The 16554-nt window shown below is 73.3% G+C and carries 14 protein-coding genes and 1 pseudogene; 9 read left to right on the top strand and 6 right to left on the bottom strand.

What is annotated here, in order from left to right; translation table 11 throughout:
• Positions 1-75 precede the first annotated feature (75 nt).
• From OHA86_RS20945 to OHA86_RS20935, 3 genes and pseudogenes are all read left to right on the top strand, one after another.
• Positions 76-870, top strand: a pseudogene (locus tag OHA86_RS20945) (STM4013/SEN3800 family hydrolase); the annotation flags it as partial.
• Between the two features lie 128 nt (positions 871-998).
• A complete protein-coding gene (locus OHA86_RS20940) occupies positions 999-2381 on the top strand; it encodes an STM4012 family radical SAM protein (protein ID WP_329177496.1) in 1383 nt (460 codons plus the stop codon).
• A 10-nt stretch (positions 2382-2391) separates the two neighbouring features.
• Positions 2392-3261, top strand: coding sequence for an STM4011 family radical SAM protein (locus tag OHA86_RS20935; RefSeq protein WP_329177494.1), 870 nt, complete (start codon positions 2392-2394; stop codon positions 3259-3261).
• Positions 3262-3317: 56 nt separating this feature from the next.
• Here the strand turns inward: OHA86_RS20935 and OHA86_RS20930 are convergent, their stop codons facing one another.
• The gene (locus OHA86_RS20930) at positions 3318-4496 is read right to left on the bottom strand and encodes a UDP-N-acetylglucosamine--N-acetylmuramyl-(pentapeptide) pyrophosphoryl-undecaprenol N-acetylglucosamine transferase (RefSeq protein ID WP_329177493.1); all 1179 of its coding nucleotides are present in this window, start codon (positions 4494-4496) and stop codon (positions 3318-3320) included.
• Positions 4497-4587: 91 nt separating this feature from the next.
• The gene (locus OHA86_RS20925) at positions 4588-4845 is read right to left on the bottom strand and encodes a helix-turn-helix domain-containing protein (protein WP_329177491.1); all 258 of its coding nucleotides are present in this window, start codon (positions 4843-4845) and stop codon (positions 4588-4590) included.
• A gap of 165 nt (positions 4846-5010) precedes the next feature.
• On the opposite strand from OHA86_RS20925, the gene OHA86_RS20920 reads away from it, so the two are divergent.
• Entirely contained in the window at positions 5011-5541 is a 531-nt protein-coding gene (locus tag OHA86_RS20920) for a helix-turn-helix domain-containing protein (RefSeq protein WP_329177490.1), read from the top strand.
• Between the two features lie 883 nt (positions 5542-6424).
• Here OHA86_RS20920 and OHA86_RS20915 read toward each other — a convergent pair.
• Positions 6425-6583: a hypothetical protein gene (locus tag OHA86_RS20915; RefSeq protein WP_329177488.1), complete on the bottom strand. Its 159-nt coding sequence runs from the start codon at positions 6581-6583 to the stop codon at positions 6425-6427.
• A gap of 1361 nt (positions 6584-7944) precedes the next feature.
• On the bottom strand, positions 7945-8871 hold the full coding sequence (locus OHA86_RS20910; RefSeq protein ID WP_329177486.1) for a class I SAM-dependent methyltransferase: 927 nt from the start codon (positions 8869-8871) through the stop codon (positions 7945-7947).
• Between the two features lie 78 nt (positions 8872-8949).
• On the opposite strand from OHA86_RS20910, the gene OHA86_RS20905 reads away from it, so the two are divergent.
• Together OHA86_RS20905 and OHA86_RS20900 are read left to right on the top strand one after the other, a co-directional pair.
• Positions 8950-9531 (top strand): helix-turn-helix domain-containing protein, encoded by a 582-nt coding sequence (locus tag OHA86_RS20905; RefSeq protein ID WP_329177485.1) that lies wholly within the window; start codon positions 8950-8952, stop codon positions 9529-9531.
• A 155-nt stretch (positions 9532-9686) separates the two neighbouring features.
• Positions 9687-10244: a COG4315 family predicted lipoprotein gene (locus tag OHA86_RS20900; RefSeq protein WP_329177484.1), complete on the top strand. Its 558-nt coding sequence runs from the start codon at positions 9687-9689 to the stop codon at positions 10242-10244.
• A gap of 50 nt (positions 10245-10294) precedes the next feature.
• Here OHA86_RS20900 and OHA86_RS20895 read toward each other — a convergent pair whose 3' ends face one another.
• Positions 10295-10603: a DUF6191 domain-containing protein gene (locus OHA86_RS20895; RefSeq protein WP_329177483.1), complete on the bottom strand. Its 309-nt coding sequence runs from the start codon at positions 10601-10603 to the stop codon at positions 10295-10297.
• Positions 10604-10851: 248 nt separating this feature from the next.
• Entirely contained in the window at positions 10852-13092 is a 2241-nt protein-coding gene (gene katG, locus OHA86_RS20890) for a catalase/peroxidase HPI (protein WP_329177481.1), read from the bottom strand.
• A 306-nt stretch (positions 13093-13398) separates the two neighbouring features.
• On the opposite strand from katG, the gene OHA86_RS20885 reads away from it, so the two are divergent.
• From OHA86_RS20885 to OHA86_RS20875, 3 genes are all read left to right on the top strand, one after another.
• Positions 13399-13827 carry a Fur family transcriptional regulator gene (locus tag OHA86_RS20885; RefSeq protein ID WP_329177479.1) on the top strand — a complete coding sequence of 143 codons (429 nt, stop codon included), beginning with the start codon at positions 13399-13401 and terminating at the stop codon, positions 13825-13827.
• A gap of 284 nt (positions 13828-14111) precedes the next feature.
• Positions 14112-14825 (top strand): polyprenyl diphosphate synthase, encoded by a 714-nt coding sequence (gene uppS / locus OHA86_RS20880; RefSeq protein WP_329177477.1) that lies wholly within the window; start codon positions 14112-14114, stop codon positions 14823-14825.
• Positions 14822-16282: an oxygenase MpaB family protein gene (locus OHA86_RS20875; protein ID WP_329177475.1), complete on the top strand. Its 1461-nt coding sequence runs from the start codon at positions 14822-14824 to the stop codon at positions 16280-16282. The genes uppS and OHA86_RS20875 overlap by 4 nt, the downstream gene beginning before the upstream one ends.
• Positions 16283-16554: the final 272 nt, after the last annotated feature.

The following is a 16554-nucleotide window of genomic DNA, read 5'->3' as shown; positions in this document are numbered from 1 at the left end:
GCCCCCGGCCGCGCGCAGGCGCCGCGCAGCGGCCCGGCGTCCCCCGTGGCCGCGCCCGGCGAACCCGCGCTCGACATGAACCGGGTCATCGGCAGTCACGACCTGCTGCTCGTCACGCTCGACACGCTCCGCTACGACGTCGCCGCCGAACTGGCCGCGGACGGGCGGCTGCCGAATCTGGCGGCGCACTTGCCGGGCGGGAGGTGGGAGGAGCGGCACGCGCCGGGGAGCTTCACCTATGCGTCGCATCAGGCGATCTTCGCCGGGTTCCTGCCCACGCCCGCCGCCCCCGGAGCGCATCCGCGGCTGTTCGCCGCGCGGTTCGCGGGGAGCGAGACGACGGCGGGCGGCACCTGGGTCTTCGACGCGCCGAACCTGGTGGCGGGCCTCGCGGCGGTCGGCTACCGCACCGCCTGCGTCGGCGGGGTCGGCTTCTTCAACAAGCAGGGCGCCCTCGGGTCGGTGCTGCCGGGGCTGTTCCAGGAGAGCCACTGGGAACCGGAGTTCGGGGTGGCGTCGCCGACGTCCTTCGCCTCGCAGGTGGACCGCGCCGAGCGGGTCGTCGCGCGCACCCCGCGCCATCAGCCGCTGTTCCTGTTCGTCAACGTCGCCGCGCTGCACCAGCCCAACTGGTTCCATCTGCCCGGCGCCACGCGTGAGTCGGGCGACACCCGGGCCAGCCACGCCGCCGCGCTGGAGTACGTCGACCGGCACATCGGCCGGCTCTTCGCGGCGGCGAGCAGCCGCCGCCGCTGCTTCGCGGTCGTGTGCTCCGACCACGGCACCGCGTACGGCGAGGACGGCCACACCGGCCACCGGATCGGCCACGAGACCGTGTGGACCGTGCCGTACGCCCACTTCCTCCTGGAGTCCTCGGAGACCCCGGAGTCTCCGAAGCCCGCGAAGGCCCTGGAGTCCCCGGCATCCCCGGCACCCCCGGGGTCCCGGGAACCCTCGGGGCAACCGAAGTCCCTGAACTCCCCGGAGGCACCGGCCAGATGACCGTCCTGGACACACCGGCCGACGCCCCGCCGCGGCCGTATCAGAGCTACGTCTACGCCTACCCGCACAAGACCGCCTACGGCCGGCTGCGTCCGCGCCCCGCGCTGCGGGACCTGTGGGCCGGCGAGCCCAAGGACTCGCTGGCGCTGTATCTGCACATCCCGTTCTGCGAGGTGCGCTGCGGCTTCTGCAACCTCTTCACCCGGATCGGCGCCCCCGAGGGCCTGGTCGCGGGCTATCTCGACGCGCTGGACCGCCAGGCGGCGGCCGTACGGGACGCGCTCGGCGACGGGACGGCGCCGCGCTTCACCGCGGCGGCCTTCGGCGGCGGCACCCCGACCTTCCTCGAACCGGCCGAGCTGGAGCGGCTGTTCGACATCGCCGAGCACCGCATGGGCGCCGACCTGCGTGCGGTGCCGCTGTCGGTCGAGGCGTCACCCGCGACCGCGACCGCCGACCGGCTCGCGGTGCTCGCCGCACGCGGCACCACCCGGCTGAGCCTGGGCGTCCAGACCTTCGACGCGGCCGAGGCCCGCGCGGCGGTCCGCCCCAAGCAGCAACGGTCCGAGGTCGAGGCGGCGTTGGGGCGGATACGCGAGGCCGGCTTCCCGGTGCTCAACATCGACCTGATCTACGGCATCGACGGCCAGACCGAGCGCTCCTGGCGCTCCTCGCTGGACGCGGCCCTGGCCTGGCGCCCGGAGGAGCTGTATCTCTACCCGCTCTACGTCCGCCCGCTGACCGGCCTGCACCGGCTGGACTCCACGCTGACGGAGGCCGGTTGGGACGAGCAGCGGCTGCGGCTGTACCGGGCGGGCCGCGATCTGCTGCTCGGCAGCGGCTACGAGCAGGTGTCGATGCGGATGTTCCGCAGGCGGGGCGGCCCGCACCCGGGCGGCGACGCCGGCCAAGGCGCAGGCGCCGATCACGCGTGCCAGACCGACGGCATGATCGGCCTCGGCTGCGGCGCCCGTTCGTACACCGCCGAACTGCACTACAGCTTCGACTACGCCGTCGGCCCGGGCGAGGTCCGGGCGATCATCGACGACTATGTGGCCCGCCCCGCCGCGGACTTCGGCCACGCCGACTTCGGCCGGGCGATCGGCGGCGGCGAGGCCCGCCGCCGCCATCTGCTCCAATCGCTGCTCCAGGCGCAGGGCATGCCGGTGGCCGACTACACCGCCCGCTTCGGCCGCCGCCCCGAGGACGACTTCGGGCCGGAACTCGCCCTCTTCGACGCCCGCGGCTGGCTGGACGCGGCGGCGGGTCCCGACCTGCTGCGGCTCTCGCCGGAGGGGCTGGCCCATTCCGACGCGGTGGGACCGGAGTTGTTCTCACCCGCGGTGCGGGCCGCGATGGCCGCCTACGACGCGAAGTGAGGGGGCGGCCGTGGATCTGACCGTCCTCTACCGGGGTCCGCTGGCCTCCTGCGACTTCGACTGCCCCTACTGCCCGTTCGCCAAGCGCCGCGACAGCCGCGAGCAACTGGCCGCCGACCGGGCCGCGTTGGCGCGGTTCGCGGACTGGGCCGGGCAGCAGACCGGCGACCGCCTGTCGATCCTGTTCACCCCGTGGGGCGAGGCGCTGGTCAGGTCCTGGTACCGCAGCACGCTCGCCGAGCTGAGCCGGCTGCCGCACATCCGGCGGGTGGCGATCCAGACCAACCTGGGCGCCCGTACGAACTGGCTGGACGACGCCGACCTGGACACCGTCGCCCTGTGGTGCACCTACCACCCCGACCAGGTGCCGTACGAGCGCTTCCGCGCCGCCTGCCACGACCTGGCGGCGCGCGGGGTCCGGCACAGCGTCGGCGTGGTCGGGCTGCCGGAACACCTCGACGCGGCCAGCCGGTTGCGCGCGGACCTGCCGGAGCACGTGTACCTGTGGGTCAACGCGGCGGAGGGCCGTACGTACACCGACGCCGAGGCGGACCGGTGGACCGCGCTCGACCCGCTCTTCCCGTACAGCAGGCACCCGCACCGCAGCGCAGGACTGCCGTGCCGCACCGGCGAGTCGGTGATCTCGGTCGACGGCGGGGGCACGGTGCGGCGCTGCCATTTCGTGCGGGCGGAGCTGGGCAACCTGTACGACGGCAGCTACCGGGCGGCGTTGCGCCCGCGGGCCTGCCCGCTGGCGGTGTGCGACTGCCACATCGGCTACGTCCATCTGGAGACGCTGCCGCTCTACGACACCTTCGCGGGCGGCGTCCTGGAACGCGTCCCGGCCGCCGCCGCCCCACCGGCCGGCCCCAGCCGCTGACGTCCGGGCGGGGGCAGGTCCCGGGCGGGCGGCGGCTCACCCGGAGGAGGGGCGGCTCACCCGGAGGAGGAGGCGGAGAGGATGACGTCCACGAGTCGCTCGGCTGCGTCCGGGCGGCCGTGGGCGCGGGAGCGCTGGGCCATCGCGGCCCGCCGTGCCGGGTCGGACAGCAGCGGGTGGGCAGCGGCGCGCAGCGTGTCGGCGGTGACCTCGCCGAGGAGGGCGACGGCGGCGCCGGACTCCTCCAGGTGGCGGGCGTTGTGCGCCTGCTCGTTCCCGGCCGAGGAGGCGAGCGGGACGAAGATCGCCGGCTTGCCCAGCGCGGTCAGCTCCGCGAGGGTGCCGGCCCCGCTCCGGGAGATCACCACGTCGGCGAGCGCCAGAACGTCGGGCAGTTCCGGGCCGACGAAGCCGGTCACGTAGTAGCGGGCCGCCTGCCCGGGGTGGAGGCCGGCCGCGCGCCGGCGCAATTCCGCGACATTGTCGGGGCCGCACTGGTGCACGACGTTCGCGCGCTCCAGCAGCCACGGAAGCGCGCCGCTCACCACCTCGTTGATCTGCTGCGCGCCCTGTGCGCCGCCCGTGACGTACACCGTCGGCAGGCGCCGGTCGAAGCCGCGCAGCTCCAGCGCCTCGATCGCCTTGTCCGCGTGGCCGGCGAGCACCGCGGGGCGGATCGGGTTGCCCGTCACGACGGCGAGTTTGCGCGCCGCCTCGGGCAGGAGCAGCAGCGACGACTCCGAGGAGACCGCGATGCGCGTTGCCGAGCCGGCGAGCCGCCGGTTGGCCAGGCCGAGGCGCACGGTCTGCTCGTGGAGCACCAGGGGGCGGCGGCACATCCGGGCGGCCAGCCCGGCGGGGACGGCGACGTAACCGCCGGTGGCCAGGACGACGTCCGGGCCGAAGTCGGAGACGACCTTCCTGGCCTGCGCGATGCCGAGCGGTACGCGCGCCATGTCCCGCACGTTCGCGGGCGAGACCATCTTGAGCGGGTTGCTGGAGCGGCGGACCTTGCCCGTGGCGACCGTGGTGAAGGCGATGCCCTCGGTCCGGGCGACCCGGGCCTCAAGACCCTGCTCCGTGCCGATCCACAGCACGTCCAGCGCGCGGCCGTCGGCGTTGAGCCGGGCCTGGAGCGTTCGGATCGCCGTCAGGGCGGGGTACGTGTGGCCGCCGGTGCCTCCGCCCGTGACGATCAGGCGGAAGGTACGCGGGGTTCGGTGATCGCTGTGCACCCGCGCACTTTAGTGGCTCCCGGCCGCTTCCGGCTGCCGGGGCCTCCGGTGCCAGGTCGCTCTGGCCGGCCGACAGGTGCCGGGGGCGGCTTCAGCCGGCCGGGGGCGAGGCGCCGTCGGCGTGGCGCTTGCGCTCCAGGACGACGATCGGGCAGTTCAGGGCGTCGGCGATCTTGATGAGGTTGGCCGGGGTCGCGCTGCGCCAGCCGGATTCGATCTCGCCCATCAGCTGCTCGGAGATCCCGACGAGTTCGGCGAGGGCCCGCTTGGTGAAGCCCGCCTTCTTGCGTGCCCAGGTGACCGCTTCGGGCTCCTGGTGAAGCCTGCTCGGTCGGGTGCGCGATGCCATGGGGAAAAAGTACCGCGTAGTACCGCGAAAAACAAGGTACTACGTTTAGACTACGCGAACTCTTCTCGCGTACTAGCGCGGTCTGCGCAGGTCGCGGTGGGTGAGAGTGGGCCAAATCCGGCGAAGGAGTGGACACTGGCTGCGTAGTTGTGCGAAGCTCACCTCATGACAGAGCCACCCATTGCTCCCCCCGAGGGTTTATTGATCAAGCGCGCCCAGGTGGCCGCCCGGCTTTCACAGCGGGAGGCCGCGAAACGCGCCGGACTGAGCGAGGCCAGATGGCGGCAACTGGTCTCCGGTTTCCAGCTCGTCAGCCGCACGAAGGTGGCGGTTCGCAGCCCCGACGAGACGCTGGCGCGAATGGCCAGAGCGGTCGGCGTCACCGCCGAGCAACTGGAGGCGGCCGGCCGCGACGGTGCCGCCAACACGCTGCGGGACGCCGAGGCCGAAGCGGTACGGAACCGAGTCGGCTCGGCGCCGGGCCCTGACCCCACGACCGGCTCCGCCGCCACCCAGAGCCGGGTGGACGAACGCTGGGCTCTGGTCGAGGCCATCCTGGACCGGGCACTGACCGGCCTGACCGAGCCGGAACACGCGACACTGGCCGACCGCATCACGACGTATGTCGCCCAGCCACCGGAGGCGGACGCGGGCGCGCAGCCTGCGGACGCGGGCGAGGCAGCGGAACACCGCTGACGCTTCCCCTGCCGGGGGGCGGTCGGCCGACCCGAGCGCGGCCGGCCCGAGCCTCCCGGCGGGGGCGGCAGCGTGGTCCGACACGGCCGGTCCGCCACCCGGCGGGGGCGGCCGGCCCGAGCCGGGCGAGCGGGGCCGCCCGGTCCCGAAGAGCGCGGCCGGACCGGGCCGGGCGGTGACGGGGACTCCGCCGACCGCAGGTCGAACGCACCCGGCAGGGTGGGTGGCTTCGCGCGCCGCAGGCGGGTCGTGTCCAGAATGCGGACAGGTGGGAAACTCCGTTCCGGCCCGGTCGGCAGCTCGCTGGCGGAGCCGCTCCCCGGCAGGTCACAGCCGCCGTGCAACGGCCTCTGCACGTGCATCCGCAATTGCCGGGACGCCCGCGATATGTCACCCCCTGAGGCAATTTCGCAGGTCGGCCGGGACATCTTTCGCCTTGGCGGCCTGGAAGCAGGCCCGGCGGGCTGGCATCATGAAACACCGTTGGCCTCGATTTGGGGGTGTGCCAACGGAGTTCTGCCGTTCGGGCGACCCCGGACGGGTGACTTCATGGCACCTCGTCGTTGTGACCTCTGTCACAGCTCCCCCTTGCGGCCTGCGGTGATGGCAGTGCGTACGGCCCCTGCCCAACGCCGGTCCGCCCCGATCGTGTGGCGCATCGCGTGACGGAAAGGGCACTATGGGGACGAACCCCTCGTGACGTGACGCAGATCACAACCGCAGCGACCGCGCCGAGAGGCCGACAGACCGACTGCTCGACCGAAGATCGCGCAACGCAAGGAAGCGCCCCGCCCGTCCCCATGGTTGGCGCCTGAGACAGGGCGAAGCGCTTCCGGTCGCAAGATGTGGCCCCTACCGGGCGACCCCGGTGGGGGCCACACCGTTACAGGTGGCGGTCGATGAAGCCGGCGATGTCGATCAGGTCCCGAAAGAACCTCGCCACCGCCACGACAAACCGTCCGCTCGCACCGAACCATTGTTTGGCCGATGCCCACCACTGACGCTTCTTGCGACCCCCATCGCCCTGTTGGTGATCGGGCATGGAGGGAACTCCCTTCTGTCTGCGGAACGGAGACCACGCAGTCCGTGGACCCCCGGGGGGTCCGCGTCGTGCTCGGGCGATATCCGGTGCAGAGTCAGGCAGCTGCGAGCCATGGTAGCGGTGCCGGAGAGCGAGTCGTGCGTAACACCGCGTAGTGCCCACGGTTGAGGGAGCCCTCAACGGCAAGGCGAGCCGTACGACTTCGGCACCGGGGGCCGCCGTACGGCCATGGCCTGCGCGGATGATCGCCACGCCGCCGCGCACGCCTGGCACGCGGTGCCGCAGACCTGGCAAGATTTTTCTGGCATATGCCAGAGACACCCTTCCGGGTGACCCTCGACACCGTGGCCGCCCAGGGCCGTCGGCGCCATGAAAACGGCCGCCCTCGTCGCGCGAGGGCGGGACCGCCACGGGCGGGACCAACTAGGGCCGCCGCGCGCTGAGTTGGAGACCCGGGGGTGGGTACGGGCGCAGGCCCGCCGTCGTCGCGGCGTCGGTCGGCGGGGAGATCGGCTTCCTGGAGGAGCGGCTCGCCGGCCCCGACGCCGCGGTGCGCGGCCACGCGCTCACGGCCTCGCTCCGGCTGCCGATCGCCGATGCCGCGCTGGAGCGGGCGATCGACGACGCGCCCGCCGCCGTGCGCCGGCAGATCGCCGGAGTCGTCATCGCGGGGGGGCGCACCGAGCAAGACCGCGGCGGCGGCGGGCCGCAGAAGGGCCGTTCGTGGCCGGTGACTTCGTGCTGCCCGGCGGCGCAACTGGCCTCCGACGCGATCGATTTCGCGCGGAGGCGGCGGTGCTGCTCCTCGCGCTCACGCGGGCGGGCTGTTCGCCGTCGCCCTCACCCAGGCGATGGGTACGCGCGACGGGTGGGCCTAGGACGCTCGTGCGCGATTGCGCGGCCTGCGCGCGGATGGGCGGGCGGTGGTGACCGACCCGCCGTCCGGGCTCGGCGCGCTGCGGGGGTGCCACCTCCTGTGGCCTAGCGGCCAACCCGCCGTCCCGGCTGGGCGCGCTGCGGGGGTGCCACCTCCTGTGGCCTAGCGGCCAACCCGCCGTCCCGGCTGGGCGCGCTGCGGGGGTGCCACCTCCTGTGGCCGGGCGACCAACCCGCCGTCCCAGCTGGGCGCGCAGTTCCCCGCGCCCCCAGGCGGGCGCCCCCCTGCCGTGGCAGGCCGGCCGACCGCCGTCCGGGCTCGGCGCGCTGCGGGGGTGCCACCTCCTGTGGCCGGGCGACCAACCCGCCGTCCAGGCTGGGCGCGCAGTTCCCCGCGCCCCCAGGCGGGCGCCCCCTGCCGTGGCAGGCCGGCGTCACGGCCACGCGCCCGCGGGTGCGTGGCCTCCGGCGCGGCTGCGGGGTGGTCAGGTCGGGCGGGTGGCCGTGAAGGTTGTGGTGGCCGCCAGGAGGAAGGCGTCGGGGCGGGTGAGGAGGGACGCCGGGGCGGCCGGGGCGAGGAGCGCGTCGAGGGTGGTGAGGTCCTCCGGAGGGAGGGCCGCGCTCATGCCGTCGCGCAGGCGGGTCAGGTGGGCGTGCAGGTAGGCGCGGGCCGGGGTGGAAAGGGGGGCGGGGAGGTCCAGCAGGGTGGTGAAGCTCGTTGCGTCGACCAGGCCGGCCCGGCGGAGCATGGCGGGCCAGTCCTCGACCACGGCGCTGCTGCCGGGCAGCTCGGCCCGCATCGTCGCGAACCAGTCCTCCCCCACCGCGTCCAGCCGGGACTGGAACCCGGGCCGGCCGATGCCGATGTCGCGCGGCAGGAAGCGCATGGGCAGACCTCCCTCGGCCACGGCGAGCACGCCGCCGGGCCGCAGCGCACCGGCGAGGGCGTCGAGCGCGCCCTGCTGGTCGCCGAGGTGGTGCACCGCCTTGCTTGACCAGATCAGGTCGGCGGTGCCGAGCCCGTCGCCGAGGCCGTCGGACAGCTCCGCGAGCCGTACCGCGACCCTGCCGCCGAGGCCGAGCCCGTCCGCGCGGGCCAGCGCGCGGTCGAGCAGCGCCTGCGTACCGTCCACGGCGACCACCTCGGCGTCGCCGAATTCCTCGGCCAGGACGCAGGTCATCACGCCGGGCCCGCTGCCGACGTCGAAGACGCGGCGGACCTCGTGCCGCGGCCCGAGCAGGTCGCGCAGCCGTGCCGCGGTGTCGCGCAGGACCGGGAGTTGCAGCTCACCGGCGGTTTCCAGCTGGTCGGCCAGGACCCCCCAGTCCAGCTCGGTGTTGTGGCCGTGGCCATGATGACCGTGGTGCGTGTCGTGCCCGTCGTGCCCGTGGGCGGATTCGTCAGCGCTCATGCCGGGCAGCCTGCGCCTGCCCGGCGGTAGGCGGCAACTCTTGTTGCCGTTTCCGGGACGGCGCGGTGGAATGCCCGTATGGACATCCCGCCCCACCAAGCCGTGCTCGACGAGGTCGGCCCCCGGCTCAAGCGGCTGCGCGCCAAGCGCAACCTCACCCTGGCCGCGCTCTCCGAGACCACCGGCATCTCCAAGAGCACCCTGTCCCGGCTGGAGTCCGGCCTGCGCCGCCCCAGCCTTGAGCTGCTGCTCCCGCTCGCCGCCGCCTACCGCGTACCGCTGGACGACCTGGTCGGCGCGCCGGAGGTGGGCGACCCACGGGTACGGCTGGCCCCGCGCTCGATGCCCAACGGCGGCACCGTCGTACCGCTGTCCCGCGGTCCCGGCCCCCTGCAGGCGTACAAGATGATCGTTCCGGACCGGGGCAGCGAACCCGATCTGCGGACGCACGAGGGGTACGAGTGGCTGTACGTGCTGCACGGCCGGCTGCGGCTCGTCCTGGCCGACCACGACCTGACGCTGGAGGCGGGCGAGGCCGCCGAGTTCGACACCCGGCTGCCGCACTGGTTCAGCGGCGCCGACGGTCAACCTGCCGAGATCCTCAGCCTCTTCGGCAGGCAGGGCGAGCGCATGCACGTCCGCGCCAGACCGCGCGAGTGACCCGCGGGCGGTACGCCGGGGGCCGCGTACCCCGGACGGCGCTCCCGTGTGGCCGGACGGCGGGCCGCGGCGTGTAGTGGAAGCCGCGGCCCCGACGAGGCGGGTCGCCGTCCGCCAACTCCTGGCGGCCGGAGCCGAGGATCCGAGGAGTCGCCGTGAGGCACCACGTCAGAGTCATCGCCGCCGCGGGCACGGTGCTCGCCGCCGCCGCGGCGACCGCCTGTTCCGGCAGCAGCACCGGCTCGTCCGCCGCCGCTACGGCGCCCGCCGCGACCAGCAGGTCGGTCGCGCTGGAGGACGCCGCGAAGGCCGCTCCCGCGACGGTCACGACCAAGTCGGTGCCGCTGGGCAAGGTCCTCGTCAACGACAAGAACCTCACGCTCTACCTCTTCCAGGCCGACAAGACCTCGAAGTCCACCTGCACGGGCGCCTGCGCCACGGCGTGGCCGCCGCTGGTCGTGACGGGCAAGCCGACCGCGTCCGGCGGGGTCCAGAGCAAGCTGCTCTCCACGAGCAAGCGCTCGGACGGCAGCACACAGGTGACGTACAAGGGCCACCCGCTCTACCGGTTCGCCGGCGACGCCAAGCCCGGCGACGTCAACGGCCAGGGCCTGAACAACTTCGGCGCCAAATGGTACGTGCTGGGGACGGACGGCAAGCAGATCACCTCCACGTCGTCACCGTCGTCGAGTTCCGGGGGCGGCGGGTACTGAGCCGCGCCCCGCCCGCCGCCACGGAGCCGCGCCGGCCCTCGGCGGAGCCGCTACCGGCGGACGCGGATCAGCGCGGTGCCCTGGTCCAGGTCGACCTTCGAGCGGGGCGGGGCGCCGTCGCCCTGGTCGTCGCGCAGCATGAGCGTGGTCTTCCGCTGGTCCAGTTCGTTCTGCTTGCCCGGCGAGAAGCTGGCGTGCAGTTGCTCGAAGCCGGTTGCCGAGATCTGGCCCTGCCGCCCGGCCCCGCGCCACGGCAGGACGCGGGCGCGGCCGAGCCGCAGCAGCACCTGGTCGACGAACGCCACCGCCGACAGCAGAATGACCAGTCCCGGCAGCGTCATGAAGACGATGAACTGCATCGGATCCCTCCCTTCGACCGCGGCGACGGGTGCCCCCTGTCGCCCTCGGTCGCACGTAAGTCCCCTCTCATAGTCTGATCCGGTCATCGATCGGACACAACGGGGGCCGGGGTACGGGCCGGGTGCGTACGGCGGTCGTGGGCGGCCGACGGAAACGACCCGGCCCGGGGCGCCCCGGGCCGGCCCTCGCGGGCCGGCCGGGACACCCCGGGCGGGTCGTGGCGCTGCTCGGACCAGGTCGGGCCAGGTCAGACCAGGTCGAAGCGGTCCAGGTCCATGACCTTGACCCAGGCCGCGACGAAGTCGCGGACGAACTTCTCCTTCGCGTCGTCGCTCGCGTAGACCTCCGCGACGGCGCGCAGCTCGGAGTTGGAGCCGAAGACCAGGTCGGCGCGGGTGCCGGTCCACTTGACCTCGCCGGTGGCCGCGTCGCGGGCCTCGAAGGAGGCACCGTCCTCGGCCGTCGGCTGCCACGTGGTGCCCAGGTCGAGCAGGTTGACGAAGAAGTCGTTCGTCAGCACACCCGGGGTCGTGGTGAGGACGCCGTGCTTCGACTGCTGGTGGTTGGCGCCCAGCACGCGCAGGCCGCCGACCAGGACGGTCGCCTCGGGGGCGCTCAGGGTCAGCAGGTTCGCCCGGTCGAGCAGCAGGTACTCGGCCGGCAGGCGGGTGCCCTTGCCGACGTAGTTGCGGAAGCCGTCGGCGGCCGGCTCCAGCGCGGCGAAGGACTCGACGTCGGTCTGCTCCTGCGACGCGTCGGTACGGCCCGGGGTGAAGGGCACCTCGACGGTGAAGCCCGCGTCCTTGGCGGCCTTCTCGACGGCGGCGCCGCCGGCCAGCACGATCAGGTCGGCGAGGGAGACCTGCTTGCCGCCGGTCTGCGCGGAGTTGAAGCCCTCCTGGATGCTCTCCAGGGCGCGCAGCACGGTGGGCAGCCCGTCGGGTCCGTTGACCTCCCAGCCCTTCTGCGGCTCAAGGCGGATGCGGGCGCCGTTGGCGCCGCCGCGCTTGTCGCTGCCGCGGAAGGTCGAGGCCGAGGCCCACGCGGTGGAGACCAGCTGGGACACCGACAGGCCGGAGGCGAGGATCCGCTCCTTGAGGCCGCTGATGTCGGCCGCGTCGACCAGCTCGTGCGTCACCGCGGGGACCGGGTCCTGCCACACCAGCGTCTCGGACGGGACCTCGGGGCCGAGGTAGCGCACGACGGGGCCCATGTCGCGGTGGGTCAGCTTGAACCACGCGCGGGCGAAGGCGTCCGCGAATTCCGCGGGGTTCTCCAGGAAGCGGCGCGAGATCTGCTCGTAGGACGGGTCGACGCGCAGCGCGAGGTCGGTCGTCAGCATCGTCGGCGCGTGGATCTTCGCCGCGTCGTGCGCGTCGGGTACGGTGCCGGCTCCGGCGCCGTCCTTCGGCTTCCACTGGTGGGCGCCCGCCGGGCTCTTGGACAGCTCCCACTCGTAGCCGAACAGGATCTCGAAGAAGCTGTTGTCCCAGGTGGTCGGGGTGTTCGTCCAGGCGCCTTCGAGGCCGCTGGTGATGGTGTCGCCGCCCTTGCCCGTACCGTACGCGTTGCTCCAGCCGAGGCCCTGGGCCTCCAGCGGGGCGGCCTCGGGGTCGGCGCCGACGTTGTCGGCCGGGCCTGCGCCGTGGGTCTTGCCGAAGGTGTGGCCGCCCGCGATCAGGGCGACGGTCTCCTCGTCGTTCATCGCCATCCGGCGGAAGGTCTCACGGATGTCGCGGGCCGAGGCCAGCGGGTCCGGGTTGCCGTTGGGGCCTTCGGGGTTGACGTAGATCAGGCCCATCTGGACCGCGCCGAGCGGGCTTTCCAGCTCGCGGTCGCCGGTGTAGCGCTCGTCGCCGAGCCAGGTGGTCTCGGGACCCCAGTAGACGTCCTCCTCGGGCTCCCAGACGTCGGCGCGCCCGCCGCCGAAGCCGAAGGTCTCGAAGCCCATCGTCTCCAGGGCGACGTTGCCGGCGAGCACCAGCAGGTCGGCCCAGGACAGGCTCTGCCCGTACTTCTTCTTGACCGGCCACAGCAGGCGGCGGGCCTTGTCGAGGTTCGCGTTGTCGGGCCAGCTGTTGAGCGGCGCGAAGCGCTGCTGCCCGGCGCCGGCGCCGCCGCGGCCGTCGCTGATCCGGTACGTGCCCGCGCTGTGCCACGCCATGCGGATGATGAACGGGCCGTAGTGCCCGTAGTCGGCCGGCCACCAGTCCTGCGAGGTGGTCAGCACCTCGGCGATGTCCTGCTTCACGGCCGGCAGGTCGAGGCTCTTGAAGGCCTCGGCGTAGTCGAACTCCTCACCGAGCGGGTTGGACACCGCGGGGTTCTTGGCAAGGATCTTGAGGTTGAGCCGCTCCGGCCACCACGCCCGGTTGCCCTCGCCCCGCGTCGGGTGCGGGGCGCGCGTGTGCGCGACCGGGCAGCCCCCCGCGCTCTCCGCGCCCTCCGTCTTCGCGTCTACGACGATTGCGTCATGGTTCTCAGTCATGGAAATCCTTCCGGACCAGGCGGATCACGGGCTCGGGCACTGCGGGGCGGCGGAACGGCCGGGCGCAGGACGAGCGGAGCGGCACCCGCAGGTCGGCGCCGCGCGCGGGCCCGCCGGGGTCTTTCGCCCCGCCGGATCTCCGGTCGTACTGGTGTCGTCCTGTCCCTTGGCTACCGCCGGAACCGATCCTACAATGGACACAGTCCAAGTCAAGAAGCACCCCAATCACGTACCCTATCGAAAAACGGACGTCCGCTGATAAAGTTCGGGTATCCCGCGAACCGAACAGGTGACAGGTGAACCGATATGAGTGACCTGCTGGAACGACTGCGAGGGCGCGGCTGGCGGATGACCTCCCAGCGACGCGTCGTCGCGCAGGTCCTCGACGGCGACCACGTCCACCTCACGGCCGACGAGGTGCACGCGCGCGCCGCCCAGCAGCTGCCCGAGATCTCCCGGGCCACCGTCTACAACACGCTGGGCGAGCTGGTCTCGCTCGGCGAGGTCGTCGAGGTGTCCACCGACGGCCGCGCCCGGCGCTACGACCCGAACGCGCACCACCCGCACCAGCACCTGGTCTGCTCCTCCTGCGGCACCGTCCGCGACGTCCACCCCACCCGGGACCCGCTGTCCGACCTGCCCGCGGCGGAACGCTTCGGCTTCACGGTCTCCGCGGCCGAGGTCACCTACCGCGGGCTGTGCCCGTCCTGCGCGCAGGCCCCGGCCGAGGCGTAGTCCCGAGGCCCGGCCCACGGTCCTTCCCCGGGGCACGGCCCATCCGCCGGAAATCGGACTGGCGTGCGACGGGTGAATCCAACCGGTTCACAGGGTGCCCGCGGCCGGGGACCGGCACGCTGCACAGCAGGACACCGGGGGCGCGAGGGTGCGCGACGGAGAGGGGCCGTGCTGTGACAGCCCGGGGAGCACCTGTGGCAGTGGGCGGGGACAGCGGCGGCTCGGCGGCACCGCCTGCGTTACACCGGCCGCGCCGCCCGGCCGGTGCGGAACGGCGGCGGGATGTGCCGCGGCACGTCGCGTGCGTGATGGACGGCAACGGCCGCTGGGCGCAACAGCGTTCGCTGCCGCGCACATCGGGCCACCGGGCGGCGGAGACGACGGTGATCGACGTGATCGAGGCGGCGCGCACCGCCGGGGTGAAGTGGCTGAGCCTGTACGCCTTCTCCACCGAGAACTGGCGGCGCCCGAGCGACGAGATCGACTTCCTCATGCACCTGGTGCGCCGGGTGGTGCGCAAGCACGCCCCGCTGCTGCACGCGCGCGGCATCCGCTGCCGCTTCCTCGGCGTGGCGGACCCGAGGATCCCCGCGCCGCTGGCCCGGGACTTCGCCGACCTGATGACGCTGACCGACGCGAACCGGGGCATGACGCTGACCGTGGCCTTCGACCACGGCGGACGGCAGGACATCGTCGAGGCGGCCAGGTCGCTGATCCGCAGCGGGACGGCCGCCGACGACGTGGACGAGCGGCACTTCGCCGCCCATCTGCCCTTCCCCGACACACCCGATGTGGACCTCGTCATCAGGACCTCGGGCGAGCAGCGCATCTCCAACTTCATGCTCTGGCAGGTGGCCTACGCCGAGTGGGTCTTCCCGCCGGTCCTCTGGCCGGACTTCCGCGGACCGCACTTCCTGGAGTGCCTGCACACCTACCAGCAACGCGATCGCCGCTTCGGCGGCGTGCCGCCGCACGCGAACGGAGACCGACACCCGTGACGGACAACGGCAGCAGCACCCGTACGCCCGAAGAACCGCCCGGGTCCCTCTTCGGACCCGACTCGCAGTTCCACCGGTTCTTCAACGATCCGCGCTGGGCGCTGGCCATGGTCAGAGCCACGGTGCTGGAGGCCGCCCACCCGCAGATCGGCGCGGCCCTGATCGACAACTCGACCTTCGTCACGCACCCGTGGCGCCGGCTGCGCAACACCCTGGTGAGCCTCCAGCGCATGTTCGGCACCGACGACGACGTCCGGCGGCGGGAGGCGGCCCGGCTCAACCGCATGCACGCGCGGCTGAGCGGCACCGACGAGCGGAGCCGGCCCTACGACGCGATGGACCCCGAGGTCCGCGCGTGGGTGGTCGCGACGCTCTTCGAGAGCTCCGTCACGATGTGCCGGCTCAGCGGTCAGCCGCTCGAACCGGCGGCCATGGAGCAGCTGTACGCCGAGTTCCGGGCGTTCCTGGTCGTGTTGGGCGACCAGGCCGGTCATCTGCCGCCCACGGTGCAGGAGTTCTGGCCGTACTACGACCGTGTGGTGGCGCAGGAGCTGGAGAACACCGAGGCGCTGCGCATCATCCTCTACCGGCTCTTCGATCATCTGCCCGCGCCGCCCCTGCTGGGCGGCCTGCCGACGGTGTGGGCGGCGGGGCGGGCCCTCGCCGGGCCGGCCATCGGCGCGATCACCGTGGCCTCGCTGCCCGAGCCCTTCCGGCGGCGGGCGGGGCTGCCCGAGATCCCCGGTGCGCAGACACTGATGCAGAGCGCGTACATGGCCGCGGGCCTGGCCCGCTTCCTGCCCGAGGGCTGGCTGCAGACCGACTACCTCACCAACCTGATGTCACTGTCCGCGGACAGCGACGACCCCCGGTACGCGACGGTCACCGCGCTGCGCGCCCGTATGAAGCGGGCCGGTGCCTTCGTACGGCTGGTCGCGCCCCTCCCCGCGCAGCGCGGCCCCGCCGGGGCGGCCGAACCGCGGCGCAGCGCCGACCAGTTCTTCGCCGAGGTGCTGGACCAGACCGGGGACGGTTTCCTGGACTGGCCCGATCTCGCGGCCATGGCACGGGAGTTGGCCTCCCGGCTCGATCTGGACGAGCCGGCCGAGACCAGGCTCTACACCGCCTACGCCGACTGGTGGCGGGAACTCCAGACGGCCCTCGACGCCGACGGGGACGGCCGGGTCAGCAGGGAGGAATACGCCGCCGCCGTGCCCTCGCTCGCGGGTCCCGCGCTGATCAGGGTCGCGGAAGTGCTCTTCGACGTCACCGACGCGGACGGCGACCAGTTCATCGACGCGGGCGAATACCGGGCGCTCTTCCGGACCGGCTTCGGGCGTACGGTCGCGGGCGCCGAGGCGCGCTGCTCCCGCAGCGCGTTCGTGAAGGACTTCCTGTCCTTCATGGCGGGCCGCCGCTATTCGACGGCGTACGACCCGCTGCTCACCGACGCGTAGGCCGAGCGGGCTCCGGCAGGGCGTGAACAACCTGCGGGCTACGGCAGGGCGCAGGCCGGCGGGTCCGGTAGGACGTCAACAACCTGCGGGCTACGGCAGGGCGCAGGCCGACAGGCTCCGGCAGGGCGTGAGCGGGCCGCGGTACCGGGTCGGGCCGCAGCCTCGGGCCGGGCGTGGCGCCCGGCTCGTCTCAACTCATCTTCGGTGCCTCCGGGTCGGGAATCGTGGTGGGCAGCCGGTCGTCCGCCGGCGGAAGGCACCGAGACGGGAGA

Origin of the sequence: Streptomyces sp. NBC_01477 (assembly GCF_036227245.1) — a bacterium.
Lineage (GTDB): Bacteria > Actinomycetota > Actinomycetes > Streptomycetales > Streptomycetaceae > Actinacidiphila.
Note: the sequence above shows the minus strand (reverse complement) of the source record. Positions and strands in the feature narration are given on the sequence as shown.